The sequence below is a fragment of the Paracidovorax cattleyae genome, assembly GCF_900104515.1.
In the GTDB taxonomy this organism is placed as follows: Bacteria; Pseudomonadota; Gammaproteobacteria; order Burkholderiales; family Burkholderiaceae_C; genus Paracidovorax; species Paracidovorax cattleyae.
In genome coordinates this window covers 15917-31012 of the sequence record NZ_FNJL01000011.1, presented here as the reverse complement: position 1 = coordinate 31012, position 15096 = coordinate 15917, and the positions used below count along the sequence as shown (strand labels likewise).

Below are 15096 nucleotides of genomic sequence, written 5' to 3'. Positions count from 1 at the left end.
TCCATGCGCCTGAGCGACCTGGGCGGCCTCGTCTATTCCACCGAATCCGGCCGCATGTGCCCCGCGTGCCGCCAGCCGGTCGCGCAATGCACCTGCGCCGCCGCGCGCGCGGCCGCGGTGCCGGCGGGCGACGGTATCGTGCGCGTCTCGCGCGAGACCAAGGGCCGGGGCGGCAAGGCGGTGACCGTGGTGAAGGGCATGGCGCTGCCCGCGGCCGAACTGGCCCAGTTGGGCAGGCAGCTCAAGGCGGCCTGCGGCACGGGCGGCACCGCCAAGGACGGCGTGATCGAGGTGCAGGGCGACCATGTGGAGCGCGTCATGCAGGCGCTCCAGGCGCTGGGCCACCAAGTCAGGCGCGCGGGCGGTTGAGGGGAGGGCGGCCATGGACCCGGCACAGCTGGAGCGGCTCGTCACGGTGGTCATGCCCTACGGCAGGCACAAGGGCACGGCGATCGCCGACCTGCCCGGCAACTACCTCAACTGGTTCGCCCGCGAGGGCTTCCCGCCCGGCGACATCGGCCGCCTGCTGGCGCTGATGCACGAGATCGACCACAACGGCCTGTCGGACCTCCTGGCACCGCTGCGCGCGGCCCGCAAGGGTTGACCGGGAGGCGGGCCGGCCCGGGTGGCCTCAGTGCCCGTGGCCGGCGGTTTCCGCGAAATCCGGCAGCCGTCCCACCAGCACACGGAACAGGTTGCGCGCCACGCCGTGCGCGGCCTGCTGCAGGTCATGGGCGACGTCCGGCGCGAAGCGGCGCTCCGTGTGCTGCTTCCACAGCCCCACCCACGCCGCGAAGTGTGCGGGCGCCACGCCCTGCAGGGCCCCATGGCGCTGCTGCACATTGCCGCGGTAGCTCCGCGCGCCCAGCGCCACCGTGGCCCAGAAATCCACCATGCGCGCGAGGTGCGGCTCCCACCGGTCCTGCAGCGCCTCCTCGAAGACCGGTCCGAGCAGTGGATGGGCGCGCACGTCCGCATAGAACCCGTGGACCAGCGCGGCGATGGCGTGGTGGTCCAGCGGGGCTGGCGAGAGCTGCGTGCCGGGGGCCGTGGCGGGGGAGGGGGAGGGGGAGGGGGGAAACTGGTGCGGATCGGGCATGGCAAGAAATCCGTCGTCCTGCGCGGTGCGGAGCGTTGCACGGATTGTGGCAGGCAGGCAGCCAGCGCTGCGCATCGGCATCTGCATCCCTGTGCGCGTTCGCTCACGCCGCAGGACCGTGCCGACGCGTGCAAGCGGCATGCACCTGCGAACCCCCGTGTCCGCGGCTTCCCGGCGGACCGCCGTTCCTTGCGTATCCTGGCGCACCGGCCCGCGGACCAGCCGGAGGAAGGAACCGACGTGAACCCTGCGATCCAGAACCTGCTGCCCGGCCGCCTGCTGCGCCGCCCGGGCAGGCCGATGGCCGATCCGGATTTCCCGGGCGTCCGCATCGAGGCCCCACGCCTCGCGGATGTGCTCGTGCCCGACGCGCCGCTGTGGGTGCTGCACGAGGGCGCCATTCACGCCGAAGGCCCGGCATGGCAGGCATCGCACCGGCGCCTGCTGTTCTCCGACGTGCCCAACCGGCGCATCAATGCCTGGTACGAGGAGGACGGCCGGGTGGACGCGCTGATCGACCCGGCCTGGTTCCCGAACGGCAACACCGTGGCGGCGGACGGCAGGGTTTACCACTGCGAGCACGGGCGACGCTGCATCAGCCGCTCCGCACCCGATCTGCGTGGCGAGCCGGAGCCGATCGTGACGCACTACGAGGGCCGGCGGCTCAACGCCCCGAACGACGTGGCCATCGCACCCGACGGATCGGTGTGGTTCACCGACCCGGTCTTCGGCATCGTGATGCCTGCACAGGGCGCGCTCGCCGAGCCCGAACTGGCGCACCGCAGCCTCTACCGCTTCGATCCCGCCACCGGCGCTCTCGCGCGCATGGCCGACTTCGAGCAGCCGAACGGCGTGGCGCTCGCGCCCGATGGGCGCACGGTGTACGTGACCGACACATCGAGGGCGCTGGGCGAGGCCCCCGGCGGTTCCCCGGGAAGCCGGCACGATGTCGAGGCCTTCACCGTCGGCGCCGACGGCGCGCTCGCCGGCCGGCGCTTCTTCTGCTCGCCCGCGCAGGGCAACCCCGACGGCCTGGCGGTGGACGGCCGTGGCTGGGTCTGGTGCAGCGCGGCGGACGGCGTGCACATCTGGTCGGCGGAGCAGGAGTACCTCGGGGCGATTCCCATCGCGGAGACGGTATGCAACGTCTGCTTCGGCGGCAGCAGCGGCCGGCGGCTCTTCATCGCGGCATCCACGCGGCTGCTCGCGATCGACCTGCGCGAGGGCTGAAAGCCTGGGAGTTCCGCACCCGCCGCCTCGGGGGCGACGGACTACGCGCCGGCTTCCGCCGCGCCATCGACCTGGTGGATATGCCCGTCCGGATCGCGCAGCAGCGCGGGTGCGGAGCCCTGCCAGACGATGCGGGTCGCGGCCACGTCGTGGATCGCCCAGGAATCCGCCGGCGCGCCCCGTGGATGCCGGTAGTGCAGCAGTTCGACATGCGGCCCCGGCCCCGCGGGATGCATCGGCACCACGTCCACGCGCACATCGTCCAGGCCGTCGAGCGCGGCCTGCGTCGGGCCGTGGTTGAGCGTGGCGCCGCCTTCTGCCAGGCCGTGGGCGCGGTAGAACGCGCGGGACCGCTCTGCATCCGCCACTGCGACCGCGCTGTGGTCGATGCCGAGGATGCCGTGGCCCCGCCACCCGCGGCTTTCGCCGTCCGGAAACTGAATCAGTTCCAGCGGATGCCCTTCCGGGTCGCGGAACTTGACCGCAATGACTCCGCCCGTGGAGGCGGGCAGCGTGACCGGACCGGCGCGGCTGATCGGCGTGGCGCCTGCCGCCTGCACGCGCTCCCAGGCGGCAGCGATGCCATCGGCCGCCAGCGCGAAATGCTGGAAGCAGCGCGACGCGGCGTCCGTGCCGTCCGGGTAGGGCCGACCGGGCCGGTCGTACTGGTCGATCCACAAGCGCGCCGCGCCCAGGCGCATCGCATGCCGCACGCCGCCGCCCACGAGACCGAGCCGCGTCGCCTCGTCGGCCGCGATCGGCTGAGGTGCTGATGCTTCCTGGATAAAGCCCAGCGCCTTGTAGAACCGCACCAAGGCCGCACTATCGCGGGCCACCAGGCAAAAGGCAGCGATGCGGTTCAGTGCTATCTCATGCTGCATGGCGTCGGGTCGCGTTGCCTGCATCGGATTGCGCACCGTGGTCGCGCAATGGCGGCATACCCGGACTCAGCTCAGCTCGCATGGGTGGCGCACCGGCGCGCGGTGCAGTTGCACCGTCATCAGGCAGCAGGGCTCGTCGCCCACGGTGCCGGAACGGTGGCCCTTCCTGCCATCGACCTCGGCGCAACCCTGGTCGCCCCCGAACGAGAACTCGCCCGGGCCCTGCTCGATGCGCGTGCCGTCCATGGCTTCGATCCACCAGCGGCCCGAGAGCACGACGATCCATTGCGGGGCCGGGTTCTCGTGCCACTCGCCCACCCAGCCGACCGGCTGCACCGTGAAGACGACGGTCGAATCGCCGCGCTCCATGGAGTTGTTCCACTGCGGATCGGCGGCGCCGACGCGATGCAACTCGTAGCCGGTGAGCGCGCAGGCCTGGAAGCGGCTGACGCCATCGGCATCGGTGTAGAGGTGCTGGTAGGGCACGGACGGGCGGGGGCCGGGATCGGACATTCAGGGGCTCCGGTAGGGTTGGCTCGAAGCGAAGGGCGCATCGAGGAAGGGCTGCAGGCCGGAACCGTCGGTGCCGACCACCAGCAGCAGGAAGCCGGCGCCCAGCGCCAGGTTCTTGAGGAAATCCCAGAACAGCCCGCGCGCCTTGCCGTCGGGGTTCGACCCAAAGTCGCCGGGCTTCCAGAACGGCTTGAACAGCACCGCGGTCGCAAAGCAGTAGCCCGCGATCACGCAGGCCGCGGCCCGGTCGGACACGCCGGTGACCACGCCCAGGCTGCACACCACCTCGATCGCCAGGCCGGCCAGGATGACGGCGCGCGCCAGCCAGCGCGGCTTGAACACCTCCTGCGCCTGCCCCACCGCATGGCCGAAGCCCAGCACCTTGTCGAGCGCGCTGAAGGGCAGGAAGATCAGCACCATCACGCAGCGCACGAGGAAGGTCACCACGATGGCGGCGGTCACAGGCGCCCCTTCAGGATGTCGGCCACGCGCAGCGCGTTCGCGATGATGGTGAGCGTGGGATTCACCGCGCCGATCGAGGGGAAGAAGCTCGCGTCGGTCACGTAGAGGTTGTCCACCTCGTGGGCGCGGCAGTCGAGGTCCAGCACCGAGGTCGCCGGGTCGGTGCCGAAGCGGCAGGTGCCGGCCTGGTGCGCGGTGCCGGACAGCGGGATGTCCTTGCCAAGGTAGAGCGAACGCTCCACCAGCACCGCGGGCCAGCCGATCGCATCCAGCACCTGCTTGAGCTTGGCCTGCAGGCGCTTGAGCGCCTCCGCATTGGTCGCGCGCACGTCGAGGTGCACCTTGCCGTCCCGGTAGTACACGCGGTTCTCGGGGACCGGCAGGTCCTCGGCCTGCAGCCAGAAGTCCATCGAATGCCGGGCCATTTCCTCGAACGGCATCTCGGGCAGGTGCTTCATCAGCCCGGGCAGCGGCGCCTCGCCCTTGATCTGGTCCGCGTGGCTGGTCGCGCACATCTGGATCAGGCCCAGCGGATGCTCCCAGTCGTCGCTGCCGAAGTAGAAGTCGCCGAGCGCGAGCGTCTTCTGGAAGACGGTCTCGTTGACCTCCTTCATCACCGCCATCACGATCGACATCTCGTGGCGCATGTAGTTGCGGCCGACCTGGTCCGAGCCGTTGGCGAGGCCCCTCGGGTGCCGCTCGTTCGCCGAGCGCAGCAAGAGCAGGGCGGACGACAGCGCGCCGCAGGCCACCACCACCGTGCCGGCGGTGTAGCGTTCCTCGCGGCCGCCGCGTTCGACCACCACGCCCTCCACCCGCCGGCCGCCGGCATCCGTTTCCAGGCGCGAGGCGTAGGCGCCTGTCAGCAGCGTGACGTTCGGGTGGTCGCGCAGCATCGGATCGACGCACATCACCTGGGCATCGGCCTTGCCATTGAGCAGGCAGGGAAAGCCGTCGAAGTAAGAGCAGCGCATGCAGGTGCTCGTCGGCGTGGCGAAGCCGTCTTCCTTCTGGTCGAGCAGGATGCCGAGCGGCAGGTGGAAGGGGTGCAGGCCGATGCCGCGCAGCCTGTCGTCCAGTTGCGCGATCCTGGGCTCATGCTGTACGGGCGGGAACGGGTAGGGCGTGGTGCCCGGGTCGAGCGGGTCGTCCCCGCGCAGGCCGTGCACGTGGAACAGCGCCTCGGCCTCGTCGTACCAGGGCGCGAAATCGGCATAGGCCAGCGGCCAGGCCGGCGAAATGCCGCCGTGGTGGCGCACCTCGCCGAAATCCCGCTCGCGCAGCCGCAGCAGCGCGGCACCGTACACCTTCGAATTGCCGCCCACGCAGTAATGGAGTTGCGGAGCGAAACGGTGGCCGTCCCGGTCGATCCAGGATTCGCGCGCCTGGTAGCGCCCCTCCACGAACACGGCCTGTGCGCTCCAGTTGGCTTCTTCGCGCCGCAGGTAGTCGCCGCGCTCCAGGATCAGGATGCGCTTGCCGGTCGGCGCGAGCCGGTGCGCGAGGCTCGCGCCGCCGGGGCCGCTGCCGATGACGATCAGGTCGTAGTGGGACATCAGGCGGGTTCTTTCATCGCACCGGAAAGGGGCCGTATTCATGGTAGCCCGGCAGCGGGGCTTCCAATGCGCGCCATGGCCCCATTCCCGCCATGCGGGGCGCTTTTGCGGTGGGGTCCTACAGGCCGCTACCGGGGTGGTGGCGCGCGCTACTTCTTCGCGGGCTTGCGCGAAACGCCTGCGCGCCGCTTGCCGCGGCCGGTGCCCAGCCAGTCGTGCGCGGCGGCCATGACGCACTGCGTGAGCCGCTCCAGCCCCGCCTGGGCCGAGCGCGGATGGGCCCAGTAGAGCGCCACATCCATGCCGGTGCCCGGCAGCATCTCCACCAGCGTGCCGTCCGCGAGCTGCCGCTCGATCAGCACCGTGGGGTGCATGCCCCAGCCGATGCCCATCTCGCAGCTGCGCAGGAAGCCCTGGTTGGACGGCAGGAAGTGCCGCGGCGGATGGCGGCGCGAGCCGAGGCCCTGGCGCTGCAGCCACTGGTCCTGCAGGCGGTCGTTGCGGCTGTACACCATCATCGGCGCCTGCGCGATGGTGTCCTGGGTCACCCCGCCCGCGTCCGGCCCGAAGTGGCGGCGCACGAAGGCCGGGCTGGCCGCCGCCACGTAGTGCATGGAGCCCAGCGGCCAGGTGTTGCAGCCTGCGATGGTGCCGGCGGTGGCCGTCACGGCGGCGATCACCTCGCCTTCGCGCAGCCGCTGCGCGGTGTGCTCCTGGTCGTCGATGCGCACGTCCAGCTGCTCGTTGCCGCCTTCGGCGAACGCCGCCATCGCGTCCATGAACCAGGTGGACAGCGAATCGTCGTTCACCGCCAGCCTGACCGTGGGTGCGGAGGCATGGGCGTCAGGCACCAGCGCGGGGTGGGCCCGGCGCAGCTCGTTCTCCAGCAGGGCCACCTGCTCCAGGTGCAGGCACAGCCGGCGTCCGGCCTCGGTGCCCGTGCAGGGCGTGCCGCGCTGCACCAGCACCTGCCCTGCACGCTCTTCCAGCTGCTTGACGCGCTGCGAGACGGCCGAGGGCGTGACGTGCAGGCGCCGCGCCGCACGCTCGAAACTGCCCTCGCGCACCACGGCCGCGAGGGCTTCGAGTCCGGCGTAGTCCAGCATGAAGTAATGCTTAATGATGGTTAGAGTTTTTAAGTTTACATAATTTTTACGCCCGCCCAGAATCTGCCGCATGTGGGCACTTCTTCCTTCCTCTTCGTTGTTCTCCGGCGGGGCCGCGTCCGCCGCCTGGCTGGCCGGCTTCACGGTCTGCATGTCCCTGATCGTTTCCATCGGCGCGCAGAACGCCTATGTGCTGCGCCAGGCGGTCGCCGGGCGGCACGTGCGGGCCTGCGTGGCGCTGTGCGTGCTGGCCGACGCGGTGCTGATCGGCGCCGGCGTGGCCGGCATGGCGCGGTTGCTGGAGAGCGCCCCCGGCCTCGCACACGTGCTCACCCTGGGCGGTGCCGTATTCCTGCTGGCCTACGGACTGTTCGCATGGCACCGGGCCCTGTTCGGTACCGGCGCCGGCCTGCGCACCGACGGCGACCGCACCCGTCAGGGGCTGCTGGGTGTGCTGGGCACGCTGGCCGCGATCACGCTGCTCAACCCGCATGTGTACCTGGACACCGTGGTGCTCGTGGGCTCCATCGGCGCCCGGCAGGAGGGCGGCCTCAAGTGGGTCTTCGTGGCCGGCGCGGCGTCGGCCAGCCTGCTGTGGTTCTTGATGCTCGCCTTCGCCGGGCGGCAGCTGCAGGGCGTGTTCGCGAAGCCGGTGGCCTGGCGCCTGCTGGACGGGCTCACGGGCGCGATCATGCTCACGCTGTCGTTCTGGCTTTGGCAGGGGCTGGAATGAAAAATGTCCGCTGTCAAGTTTTTTGAAAAGCTAAGCAGCGGTGAAAAGGTCTGACGGGGCAACAGGTTAGGACAGATTGCAGCCTTTGTTTGCTGCCCCCGCTTTTCGAGCTAAGTGCGGCATAGGTGCCTCGCGGTGGCAAGCTCAGGGGCATTGCGGCGCGCGAGGCCCCACCATCGTAGCCTTGGTGCCTGCTCTGCGTGACCGTCCTACGTGCAGGTGTCTTGCTTCGCCCGTGATCCCCGTCATCTAAACCACGCTGTTCGTCTGGCAATACCGTTGCCAACTCATCGGATCAAGGCAATGGCACAGCAGCCAGTGTTTCCAGGCTAAGTCCCGGTTTCTGCGTGACAGCTTTGGCCGCAAAGTCCATCACGGCACGGACTGGCGCGGAACGGCGCAAATCGCGGTGCACGACCAGCCAGATGTCGCGCGAGAATGTCGGGCCTTTGTGTTCCAGGCGTACCAAGCCGGGGTCTTCATCACCCAGAAAACATGGCAGACCAGCAACACCGGCTCCGGTACGCGCCGCCGCCAGGTGGCTGCTGATATCGCTCAGTTCACAGCCAACGGTTCGGTTGCCGGCAATCCCCAGCAGCCATTGTTGCTGGGGCATATCGGCGAACTGCGCATCATAGGCAACAAAGGTCCAGTCTTCAGGGGAGCGCATCGCCACATACTCCGGGGCGGCATACAAGGCAAACGGCATTTGCCCGAGCTTGCGGACCACGCTGCTCGACTCCTTGGGACGTACCAGCCGCAAGGCCACATCCGCCTCCCGCCGAATGAGCGAAACCTGCTGCGCCTGTGCCGAAATGGAAAGCTGGATGCCCGGATACTCGGCGCGGAAATCCACGAGCCGGCGCGCCAGCAGGTGCGCCACCAGTACCGGCGGCGCACTGAGCGTCACTTTTCCAGCGAGTGGCTCCAGGCTGGCATGCACCAGTCGTTCCACGGCAAAAGCCGAAGTTTCCATGGCTTTGGCTTGCTCATAGACCTGTATGCCCATGGGCGTGAGTCGGCAGGAGCGAGGCAAGCGCTCAACCAGCGGAACCTGCAACTCCGTTTCCAGCGCTGTCAGGCGACGACTCACGGTAGCGTGATCCACCCGCAGCGACCGGGCGGCACCCGACAGCGTGCCGATACGAGCGACCGCTAGGAAATGTCGGAAGTTCTCCCAGTCGAACATATGTGCGTTTTCTCCAGTATGTAGTGCAATTTTGGAGAATTTACGCAGACATGTCCTAACCCTAACATGCGAATCATCTGTTTCTATTGGGTGTTTCTGTGCCTTCCTCATTTCCTTCTGCACGCGGTACGCTGCTGGCGGCCGCGCTAGGCTTTGTGGTCGTCCTGCTGGACGTCAGCGTCGTCAATGTCGCCCTGGATGCCTTGCGCCGGGAGTTCGCCACCGACGTAGCTGGCCTGCAATGGGTCATCAATGCCTATACGCTGGTCTTTGCAGCACTGCTGCTGACGAGCGGTGCACTCGGTGATCGCTTTGGCGCGCGGCACGTCTTTCTTGTGGGATTCGTCGTGTTTACGCTCGCATCTGCTGCGTGCGGCTTGAGCGGTAATCTGCCGATCCTGATTGCCGCCAGACTGATCCAGGGACTGGGGGCTGCGCTGCTGGTGCCGAATTCGCTAGCCATGCTGCAGCACGCATTCCCGGATCGTGAGCAGCGCAGCCGTGCAGTGGGCTGGTGGGGCGCGTTTGGCGGTATGTCGCTGGCAGCAGGCCCGGTGTTAGGCGGAATACTGGTGACGCACCTGGGCTGGCGCAGCATTTTCCTGATCAACCTTCCCATCGGTCTGATCGGTATCTACCTGACGCTGCGCTACGTGGCGCCCCATGACGACAGCCATCGGCGTAGCCTCGACTGGGCCGGCCAGGGAGCGGCCATCTTGGCGCTGGCCGCGTTGACCATGGCATTGACGGAGGCCGCACCGCTTGGCTGGGGACATGGCTTGGTTCGAGGGGGTTTCCTGCTTGCTATGGCCGCAACCCTCGGTTTCATTTGGATCGAAGCACGTAGTCATTCTCCGATGTTGCCATTGGAACTGTTCCGCATTCCGACGTTTACCGTGGCCTCAGTCGCTGGCGTGGTGGTGAATTTTTCCTATTACGGGTTGATCTTCGTGTTCAGTCTGTTCTTCCAGATTCAGCAGCAGCTTTCACCACAGTTGACGGGATTGGCCTTTCTTCCCATGACCGTCGTGCTGATGGCAGTCAATGTGCTGGCTGGGCGATTGATCATGCGTATGGGGGCTCGCCTGTTGATGGTGTTTGGATTGACGCTTGCGGCCTCCGGCTACCTGCTGCTGATGCCGGTCAGTGTGGATGGCAGCTATTGGCTTCTGGTTGTTCCAATGCTGCTGGCGGCTAGCGGCACTGCGTTGATGGTGCCGACCATGACTAACGCGACACTTTCGTCGGTGGATGCGTCACGCGCCGGCATCGCGTCTGGGGTGCTCAATTCCGCGCGCCAGGTTGGGGGCATGTTGGGTGTGGCCGTCTTTGGCTATCTGGTTCGGGACACTGCACTAGAGCCATTCATGCGTGGCATGCATGTGTCTATCGGCATTTCCGTGGTACTTCTTCTGTTGGGCAGTGTCTTGTGCTGGCTGGGCATTCAGCCGGATCGTGCCAAGGCATGACGAAGCAAAGGCATGGAATTTCGACACCTCCGATGCTTTCAGGCTGTGGCCGAAGAACTCCACTTCGCCCGCGCCGCCGAGCGGCTGCACATCGAGCAGTCGCCGCTGTCGCGCGCCATCAAGGAACTGGAAGAAGACCTCGGCACACGCCTGTTTATCCGCAACTCGCGCAACACGCACCTGTCGCGTACCGGGCAAGTGTTCAAGGAGCACGTCCCGCGTATCTTCACCGCCTTGCAGCAGGCCCGCGAGGGTGTCAAGGCCGTCGCCGCCGGCTACGACGGTCAACTGCGCGTGGCGTTGTCCGACCGCATCACGCCGCCGCGCCTGAGTGCCTTCGTGATGCAGTGCCGCGGGGACGATCCCGAGGTCGATATCCACCTGATCGAAGTGCCACTGTCGCAGCAGATCAGAGGGCTGCGCGATGACCTCCACGACGTGGGGTTTGCACAGTCCGATGAAGTGGGCGACGGCCTGGAGTGATCCGCTGGTGGTGGCCGTCCCCGTGCGCCACCCCCTGCTGACCCACAAGCGCATTCCGCTGGAGGACGTGCTGCGTTATCCGCTGGTGATGTGTGACCCGCACGTCTGCGAAGGCTACTGCCACCAGATCGCGCGCATCCTGCGCGCCGTGGACATCGAACCACTGGTGGCCGAAGAAGTCGCCTCGCTCGACCTGATGCTGACCTTGGTGTCAGCCGGCTATGCCCTGGCGCTGGTCGGCGCATCGCAGATCGCCGCCTGCCGTTCGCAGTACAGTGCGAATGCACGCACAATGACCGTCCGATGGCACGTTGCAATGCAGGGTCGCGGCCTCATCGGGTGCGGTCGCAGTGCACACCACCATGCATCCGGCTGGCGTGTTTTTAACATGGAGCCACCCCTGTTTTACGCACGTTTGCGTGCGCAAAACAGGGGCGGAATTTGGGCCGTTGGCATGCAGACGGGGATGGCTAGATTAGGTGGCAGTGGTGTGTTCCTGCACGACGGGCTGCTGGCCCTGGATGACGGTTTTGCGGCGCTTTGCCACCAGTTCGGCCGCCTGGCGCACCGGGTCATCCTCGGTGTGGACGTAACGCATGAACATCGCCACGGTCTTGTGCGCCGTCAGCGCCATGCCGACCTTGACCGGGATGCCCGAATTGGCAATGTCGGTGGTCGAACGATGGCGGATGCCGTGCGTGCCGACGTGCGCTGCGCCGGCTGCTTTGAGCGTACGGCTCCAGCCGTTGTAATACTCGCCCGTGGTCAGGTGCTGGCCCGGATGACTTGGGGACGGCAGCACATGCGGACAACCATCCTGGCGCGGTGTCGTCGACAGCAGCCGATAGGCTTCCTCGCTCATGGGCTTGGACGTGCCACCGGTCTTGCTGTCGGGCCAGACGACGCGCCGGTTCTCGAAGTCCACCCACGCCCATTGAAGCGTGATGATTTCGCCGCGCCGACCCGCGAACTCGAATTGCAGCCGGATTGCCAGGGGAATGACATATTGCTCCAATCCCTGCGCTTCGATCCGGTCGAGATGGCGAAACAGCTTGCCCATGTCCTCGTCGCTGATGAGGTGGGTCGCCTTACCGTTGGGGAACATCTGAACGTGGCGGCACGGATTGGTGCCGTCAGGCCGGTAGCCCCACACTTCGGCCAGATTGAACATGCGGCGCATGACGCTGAACGTGCGGTTCGCGTCGGCGGGCTTGTGCGCCATCTTCATCATCATCGCCGCCACGTCCGGGCGCTTCACGTCCTGAACCTTCATGCGGCCCAGTAGCGGGATGATGTTGCGGTCAAGGAAGCTCTGGTAGCCCTCCTGCGTGCTGGGCTTGTTGCGCACCTGGGAGTAGTCCTCCATGAACTTCACGCACAATTCCTTGACCGTGGGCGCTTTGCGGGCGGTGGCTTTGTCTGCGGCAGGGTCGCCGCCCCGGCGCACCTGAGACAGCCAGTCCTGCGCCAGCGAACGGGCCTGCTCGACGGTCAGTTCTCCGTACTGGCCCAAGGCGGGCTTGCGGCGCTCGCCCGCGTTCGTGCGGTACTGGAGCATGAACACCTTGCGCCCTGCGGGTGTAATCTTGCACAAGAAACCAGGCACCAGCGTATCCCGGAGTTCGACGGCCTGCGCCTGGGCTTGCGCCGCATCGACGGTGGACTTGGTGAGCTTGAGTTTTGCCACGATGACTCCTCGGAAAGCCACGAATCCCAGGAGCCTCATAGGGGCCTTCAACGGGAAAGTCGGGGCAGGTTTCGGAAAGCACCGGCATAGCATGGGCGCACCTAAGCCATTGATAAACTGCTGTATCAGGCTTTGGCGCAGTCCAGCGAAATGCGGCACGGGAGTCATGGTGAAATGAAAAAGGGCGCCGCGGATGCGGCGCCCTGTTCGGTTGGCAGGCGCGGAGAGCGCCGGAGGCCGTGCAATCAGAATGCCGGCACGATGGCGCCCTGGTACTTGTCCTGGATGAACTTCTTCACTTCGGGCGTGTGCAGCGCCTTCACCAGCTTGGCGATCGCCGGGTCGTTGGCGCGGTCGGCGCGCGCGGCGATCAGGTTGGCGTAGGGCGAATCGCTGCCTTCGATGAACAGCGCGTCCTTCGTCGGGTTCAGCTTGGCCTCGATCGCGTAGTTGGTGTTGATCAGGGCCAGGTCCACGTCCGGCAGCGCGCGGGGCAGCAGGGCGGCTTCCAGTTCACGGACCTTGAGCTTCTTCGGGTTCTTCACGATGTCGATCGGCGTGGCCGTGATGCTCTTCGGGTCCTTGAGCGTGATGAGGCCCTGCTTCTGCAGCAGGATCAGCGCGCGGCCCGTGTTCGACGGGTCGTTGGGGATGGCGATGGTGGCGCCGTCCTTGAGTTCGCTCACGGACTTGATCTTCTTCGAATAGGCGCCGAAGGGCTCCACGTGGACCTTGCCGTCCGGCACCGCCACGATGCTGCTCTTGCGGTCCTTGTTGTAGCTGTCCAGGTAGGGCTGGTGCTGGAAGAAGTTGGCGTCGAGCTGTTTGTCTTCCACCGCGGCATTGGGCTGGATGTAGTCGCTGAATTCGCGCACCTGCAGGTCCACGCCCTGGGCCTTGAGCTGCGGCTTCACGAAGTTCAGGATCTCGGCGTGCGGCACGGCGGAGGCCGCCACCTTGAGGACGGTGTCGGCGGCGTGGGCGGACACGGCGAGCGCGGTGAGGGCCAGGGCGGAGAGGGCTTTCTTCAGCATCGGAACAAGGGCTTTCTTCGGTGGTTGGTGGGGCGCCACGGCCACGCCGGGGCTGTCACCCATGGGCCCGGAGTCTAGGCAGGTTCCCGCGGCGCCACCACGTTTTTATCGTCATACCCATATAACGCGGCCGATGCTTATGCATTGCCGAATGATTCAGCGCAGCACTTCGAGCAGCCGGTCGAGGCCCCCTTCGTTGATCGCCACCCTGGCCTGTGCGCGCACGGCGGGCTTCGCATGGAAGGCCACGGACAGGCCGGCCACGCCCATCATGGGCAGGTCGTTGGCGCCGTCGCCCACCGCGATCGCCTGCGACGGGTCGATGCCCATCAGCGAGGCCACTTCCAGCAGCGTGCGGCGCTTCTCGGCGCCGTCGCAGATGTCGCCCCAGGGCTGATCGACCATGCGGCCCGTAAGGCGGCCGTCCTCGATCTGCAGCACGTTGGCACGCGAGAGGTCGATGCCCAGTCCGGCGCGCACCCGGTCCGAGAAGAACGTGAAGCCGCCCGACACCAGCAGCGTGGCGAGGCCCGCGGCCTTGGCGGCAGTGATGAGTTCCTTCGCGCCAGGATTGAAGCGCAGGCGCTCGCGGAAGACCTGTTCCATGTGCTCCACGCCCACGCCGCGCAGCAGCGCCACGCGCTGGCGCAGGCTCTCCTTGTAATCGGTGATCAGGCCCTGCATGGCGGCCTCGGTGATGGCGGCCACTTCCGCCTTGCGCCCGGCGGCGTCCGCGATCTCGTCCACGCACTCGATGTTGATCAGCGTGGAGTCCATGTCGAAGGCGATGAGCTTGAAATCCGCAAGGCGGAGGGGCGGCTGGATGCCCTGGATGGTGAGGCCGGGGGCGAATTCGGAGGCGTGGGACATGGAGGAACGGCGAAAAGGACTGTGGGGAAGGGTTCCGGCCGCGCCGGAAAAGCCGGCATCTTAGAGCCTGCCGCCACGGTGCCTGTGGCCTGCCTGCCTCAGCGCTGCAGGTACAGCCGGTCCGACCACGTGGCCAGCCACTCGGGCCGGAAGGCCACGAAGACCGAACACAGCATGCCGGTGACGACCGCGTCGCCCCAGGCCATGAGCCAGCGCGCAACCATTGTCAGCTCGGGCCCCACGCCGGGCAGGCCGTGCCCGGCCCAATGTGCGAGGCTGCCCGCGGCGAACATGCACAGCGCCGTGCCCAGAAAGGCGCGGCCCAGCAGGTAGACGAACAGGTGGGTGCCGGTCAGCCGCCGCAGCAGCGCGCCGAGCAGCAGCGCGAAGGTGGCGGGCACCACGCCCTGCCAGGCCGCCATGCCCACGGCCTCGCTCCAGGAGAGCGTAGGCGAGAGCAGCGCGACGCCGGCCGCGACGGCCACGAGCGCCGGCACCGCCAGCGGCCAGCCCACCATCAGCACGACGAGGCAGGCGCCCGACATCTGCAACTGCAGCGGCATGGCGTGCAGCGTGGGCAGGGCCCATATCCAGGGCAGGACCACCAGCGTGGCCAGCAGCGGCGTGAGCAGGGGCGATGCCTGCCGCCCGCTGGGTGCGTCCCCGGACCCCTCCGTCGCGCGGGAGGCAGTCCCGGCCGCCAGCAGGCGCCACGGGCGGGTGGCGGCCGCGGCGGCGAGGGCGATCAGGACGATGGCGGCTTCGAGGGGCATGGGGCATCCAT

16 protein-coding genes and 1 pseudogene are annotated in these 15096 nt (G+C 67.4%); 6 read left to right on the top strand and 11 right to left on the bottom strand.

What is annotated here, in order from left to right; all coding sequences use genetic code 11:
• Positions 1 to 3: 3 nt before the first annotated feature.
• On the top strand, positions 4 to 369 hold the full coding sequence (locus BLR05_RS10800; RefSeq protein ID WP_092834492.1) for a translation initiation factor Sui1: 366 nt from the start codon (positions 4 to 6) through the stop codon (positions 367 to 369).
• Between the two features lie 13 nt (positions 370 to 382).
• Positions 383 to 604 (top strand): DUF3820 family protein, encoded by a 222-nt coding sequence (locus BLR05_RS10795; protein WP_092834491.1) that lies wholly within the window; start codon positions 383 to 385, stop codon positions 602 to 604.
• A gap of 27 nt (positions 605 to 631) precedes the next feature.
• On the opposite strand, the gene BLR05_RS10790 is transcribed toward BLR05_RS10795, so the two are convergent.
• Positions 632 to 1099, bottom strand: coding sequence for a group III truncated hemoglobin (locus BLR05_RS10790; RefSeq protein WP_244160082.1), 468 nt, complete (start codon positions 1097 to 1099; stop codon positions 632 to 634).
• A gap of 240 nt (positions 1100 to 1339) precedes the next feature.
• Between BLR05_RS10790 and BLR05_RS10785 the strand changes: the two genes are divergently transcribed.
• Complete coding sequence (locus BLR05_RS10785; protein WP_208606003.1) at positions 1340 to 2329, top strand: SMP-30/gluconolactonase/LRE family protein; 990 nt, start codon at positions 1340 to 1342, stop codon at positions 2327 to 2329.
• Between the two features lie 41 nt (positions 2330 to 2370).
• On the opposite strand, the gene BLR05_RS10780 is transcribed toward BLR05_RS10785, so the two are convergent.
• From BLR05_RS10780 to BLR05_RS10760, 5 genes are all read right to left on the bottom strand, one after another.
• Positions 2371 to 3210: a VOC family protein gene (locus BLR05_RS10780; RefSeq protein WP_092834490.1), complete on the bottom strand. Its 840-nt coding sequence runs from the start codon at positions 3208 to 3210 to the stop codon at positions 2371 to 2373.
• Between the two features lie 66 nt (positions 3211 to 3276).
• On the bottom strand, positions 3277 to 3723 hold the full coding sequence (locus tag BLR05_RS10775) for a cupin domain-containing protein (protein WP_092834489.1): 447 nt from the start codon (positions 3721 to 3723) through the stop codon (positions 3277 to 3279).
• On the bottom strand, positions 3724 to 4185 hold the full coding sequence (locus BLR05_RS10770) for a DoxX family membrane protein (protein WP_092834488.1): 462 nt from the start codon (positions 4183 to 4185) through the stop codon (positions 3724 to 3726). It abuts the gene before it with no gap.
• On the bottom strand, positions 4182 to 5741 hold the full coding sequence (locus tag BLR05_RS10765) for a GMC oxidoreductase (protein ID WP_092834487.1): 1560 nt from the start codon (positions 5739 to 5741) through the stop codon (positions 4182 to 4184). The genes BLR05_RS10770 and BLR05_RS10765 overlap by 4 nt, the downstream gene beginning before the upstream one ends.
• Before the next feature lie 149 nt (positions 5742 to 5890).
• A complete protein-coding gene (locus BLR05_RS10760) occupies positions 5891 to 6847 on the bottom strand; it encodes an HTH-type transcriptional regulator ArgP (protein ID WP_092834486.1) in 957 nt (318 codons plus the stop codon).
• 70 nt (positions 6848 to 6917) lie between these two features.
• Here BLR05_RS10760 and BLR05_RS10755 point away from each other — a divergent pair, with 70 nt between their 5' ends.
• Positions 6918 to 7580: a LysE/ArgO family amino acid transporter gene (locus tag BLR05_RS10755; protein ID WP_092834485.1), complete on the top strand. Its 663-nt coding sequence runs from the start codon at positions 6918 to 6920 to the stop codon at positions 7578 to 7580.
• A 295-nt stretch (positions 7581 to 7875) separates the two neighbouring features.
• On the opposite strand, the gene BLR05_RS10750 is transcribed toward BLR05_RS10755, so the two are convergent.
• Positions 7876 to 8769: a LysR family transcriptional regulator gene (locus BLR05_RS10750; RefSeq protein ID WP_092834484.1), complete on the bottom strand. Its 894-nt coding sequence runs from the start codon at positions 8767 to 8769 to the stop codon at positions 7876 to 7878.
• A 98-nt stretch (positions 8770 to 8867) separates the two neighbouring features.
• Between BLR05_RS10750 and BLR05_RS10745 the strand changes: the two genes are divergently transcribed.
• Both BLR05_RS10745 and BLR05_RS27490 read left to right on the top strand, forming a co-directional pair.
• Positions 8868 to 10238: an MFS transporter gene (locus tag BLR05_RS10745; RefSeq protein ID WP_092834483.1), complete on the top strand. Its 1371-nt coding sequence runs from the start codon at positions 8868 to 8870 to the stop codon at positions 10236 to 10238.
• A 12-nt stretch (positions 10239 to 10250) separates the two neighbouring features.
• Positions 10251 to 10986 (top strand): annotated as a pseudogene (locus tag BLR05_RS27490) (LysR family transcriptional regulator); the annotation flags it as partial.
• A gap of 210 nt (positions 10987 to 11196) precedes the next feature.
• Here the strand turns inward: BLR05_RS27490 and BLR05_RS10735 are convergent.
• From BLR05_RS10735 to BLR05_RS10720, 4 genes are all read right to left on the bottom strand, one after another.
• A complete protein-coding gene (locus BLR05_RS10735; protein WP_092834598.1) occupies positions 11197 to 12408 on the bottom strand; it encodes a tyrosine-type recombinase/integrase in 1212 nt (403 codons plus the stop codon).
• A 245-nt stretch (positions 12409 to 12653) separates the two neighbouring features.
• Positions 12654 to 13442 (bottom strand): MetQ/NlpA family ABC transporter substrate-binding protein, encoded by a 789-nt coding sequence (locus BLR05_RS10730; RefSeq protein ID WP_092834482.1) that lies wholly within the window; start codon positions 13440 to 13442, stop codon positions 12654 to 12656.
• Between the two features lie 156 nt (positions 13443 to 13598).
• On the bottom strand, positions 13599 to 14312 hold the full coding sequence (serB, locus tag BLR05_RS10725; protein WP_092834481.1) for a phosphoserine phosphatase SerB: 714 nt from the start codon (positions 14310 to 14312) through the stop codon (positions 13599 to 13601).
• A 98-nt stretch (positions 14313 to 14410) separates the two neighbouring features.
• A complete protein-coding gene (locus tag BLR05_RS10720) occupies positions 14411 to 15085 on the bottom strand; it encodes a hypothetical protein (protein WP_092834480.1) in 675 nt (224 codons plus the stop codon).
• Between the last annotated feature and the right edge of the window lie 11 nt (positions 15086 to 15096).

Excerpts from the sequence above, each read along its gene's own strand:
- BLR05_RS10790 (WP_244160082.1), bottom strand. The coding sequence starts at position 1,099 with ATGCCCGATCCGCACCAGTTTCCCCCCTCCCCCTCCCCCTCCCCCGCC.
- BLR05_RS10760 (WP_092834486.1), bottom strand. The coding sequence starts at position 6,847 with ATGCTGGACTACGCCGGACTCGAAGCCCTCGCGGCCGTGGTGCGCGAG.
- BLR05_RS10780 (WP_092834490.1), bottom strand. The coding sequence starts at position 3,210 with ATGCAGCATGAGATAGCACTGAACCGCATCGCTGCCTTTTGCCTGGTG.
- BLR05_RS10730 (WP_092834482.1), bottom strand. The coding sequence starts at position 13,442 with ATGCTGAAGAAAGCCCTCTCCGCCCTGGCCCTCACCGCGCTCGCCGTG.
- BLR05_RS10795 (WP_092834491.1), top strand. The coding sequence starts at position 383 with ATGGACCCGGCACAGCTGGAGCGGCTCGTCACGGTGGTCATGCCCTAC.
- BLR05_RS10775 (WP_092834489.1), bottom strand. The coding sequence starts at position 3,723 with ATGTCCGATCCCGGCCCCCGCCCGTCCGTGCCCTACCAGCACCTCTAC.
- BLR05_RS10765 (WP_092834487.1), bottom strand. The coding sequence starts at position 5,741 with ATGTCCCACTACGACCTGATCGTCATCGGCAGCGGCCCCGGCGGCGCG.
- BLR05_RS10720 (WP_092834480.1), bottom strand. The coding sequence starts at position 15,085 with ATGCCCCTCGAAGCCGCCATCGTCCTGATCGCCCTCGCCGCCGCGGCC.
- serB (WP_092834481.1), bottom strand. The coding sequence starts at position 14,312 with ATGTCCCACGCCTCCGAATTCGCCCCCGGCCTCACCATCCAGGGCATC.
- BLR05_RS10755 (WP_092834485.1), top strand. The coding sequence starts at position 6,918 with ATGTGGGCACTTCTTCCTTCCTCTTCGTTGTTCTCCGGCGGGGCCGCG.
- BLR05_RS10800 (WP_092834492.1), top strand. The coding sequence starts at position 4 with ATGCGCCTGAGCGACCTGGGCGGCCTCGTCTATTCCACCGAATCCGGC.
- BLR05_RS10750 (WP_092834484.1), bottom strand. The coding sequence starts at position 8,769 with ATGTTCGACTGGGAGAACTTCCGACATTTCCTAGCGGTCGCTCGTATC.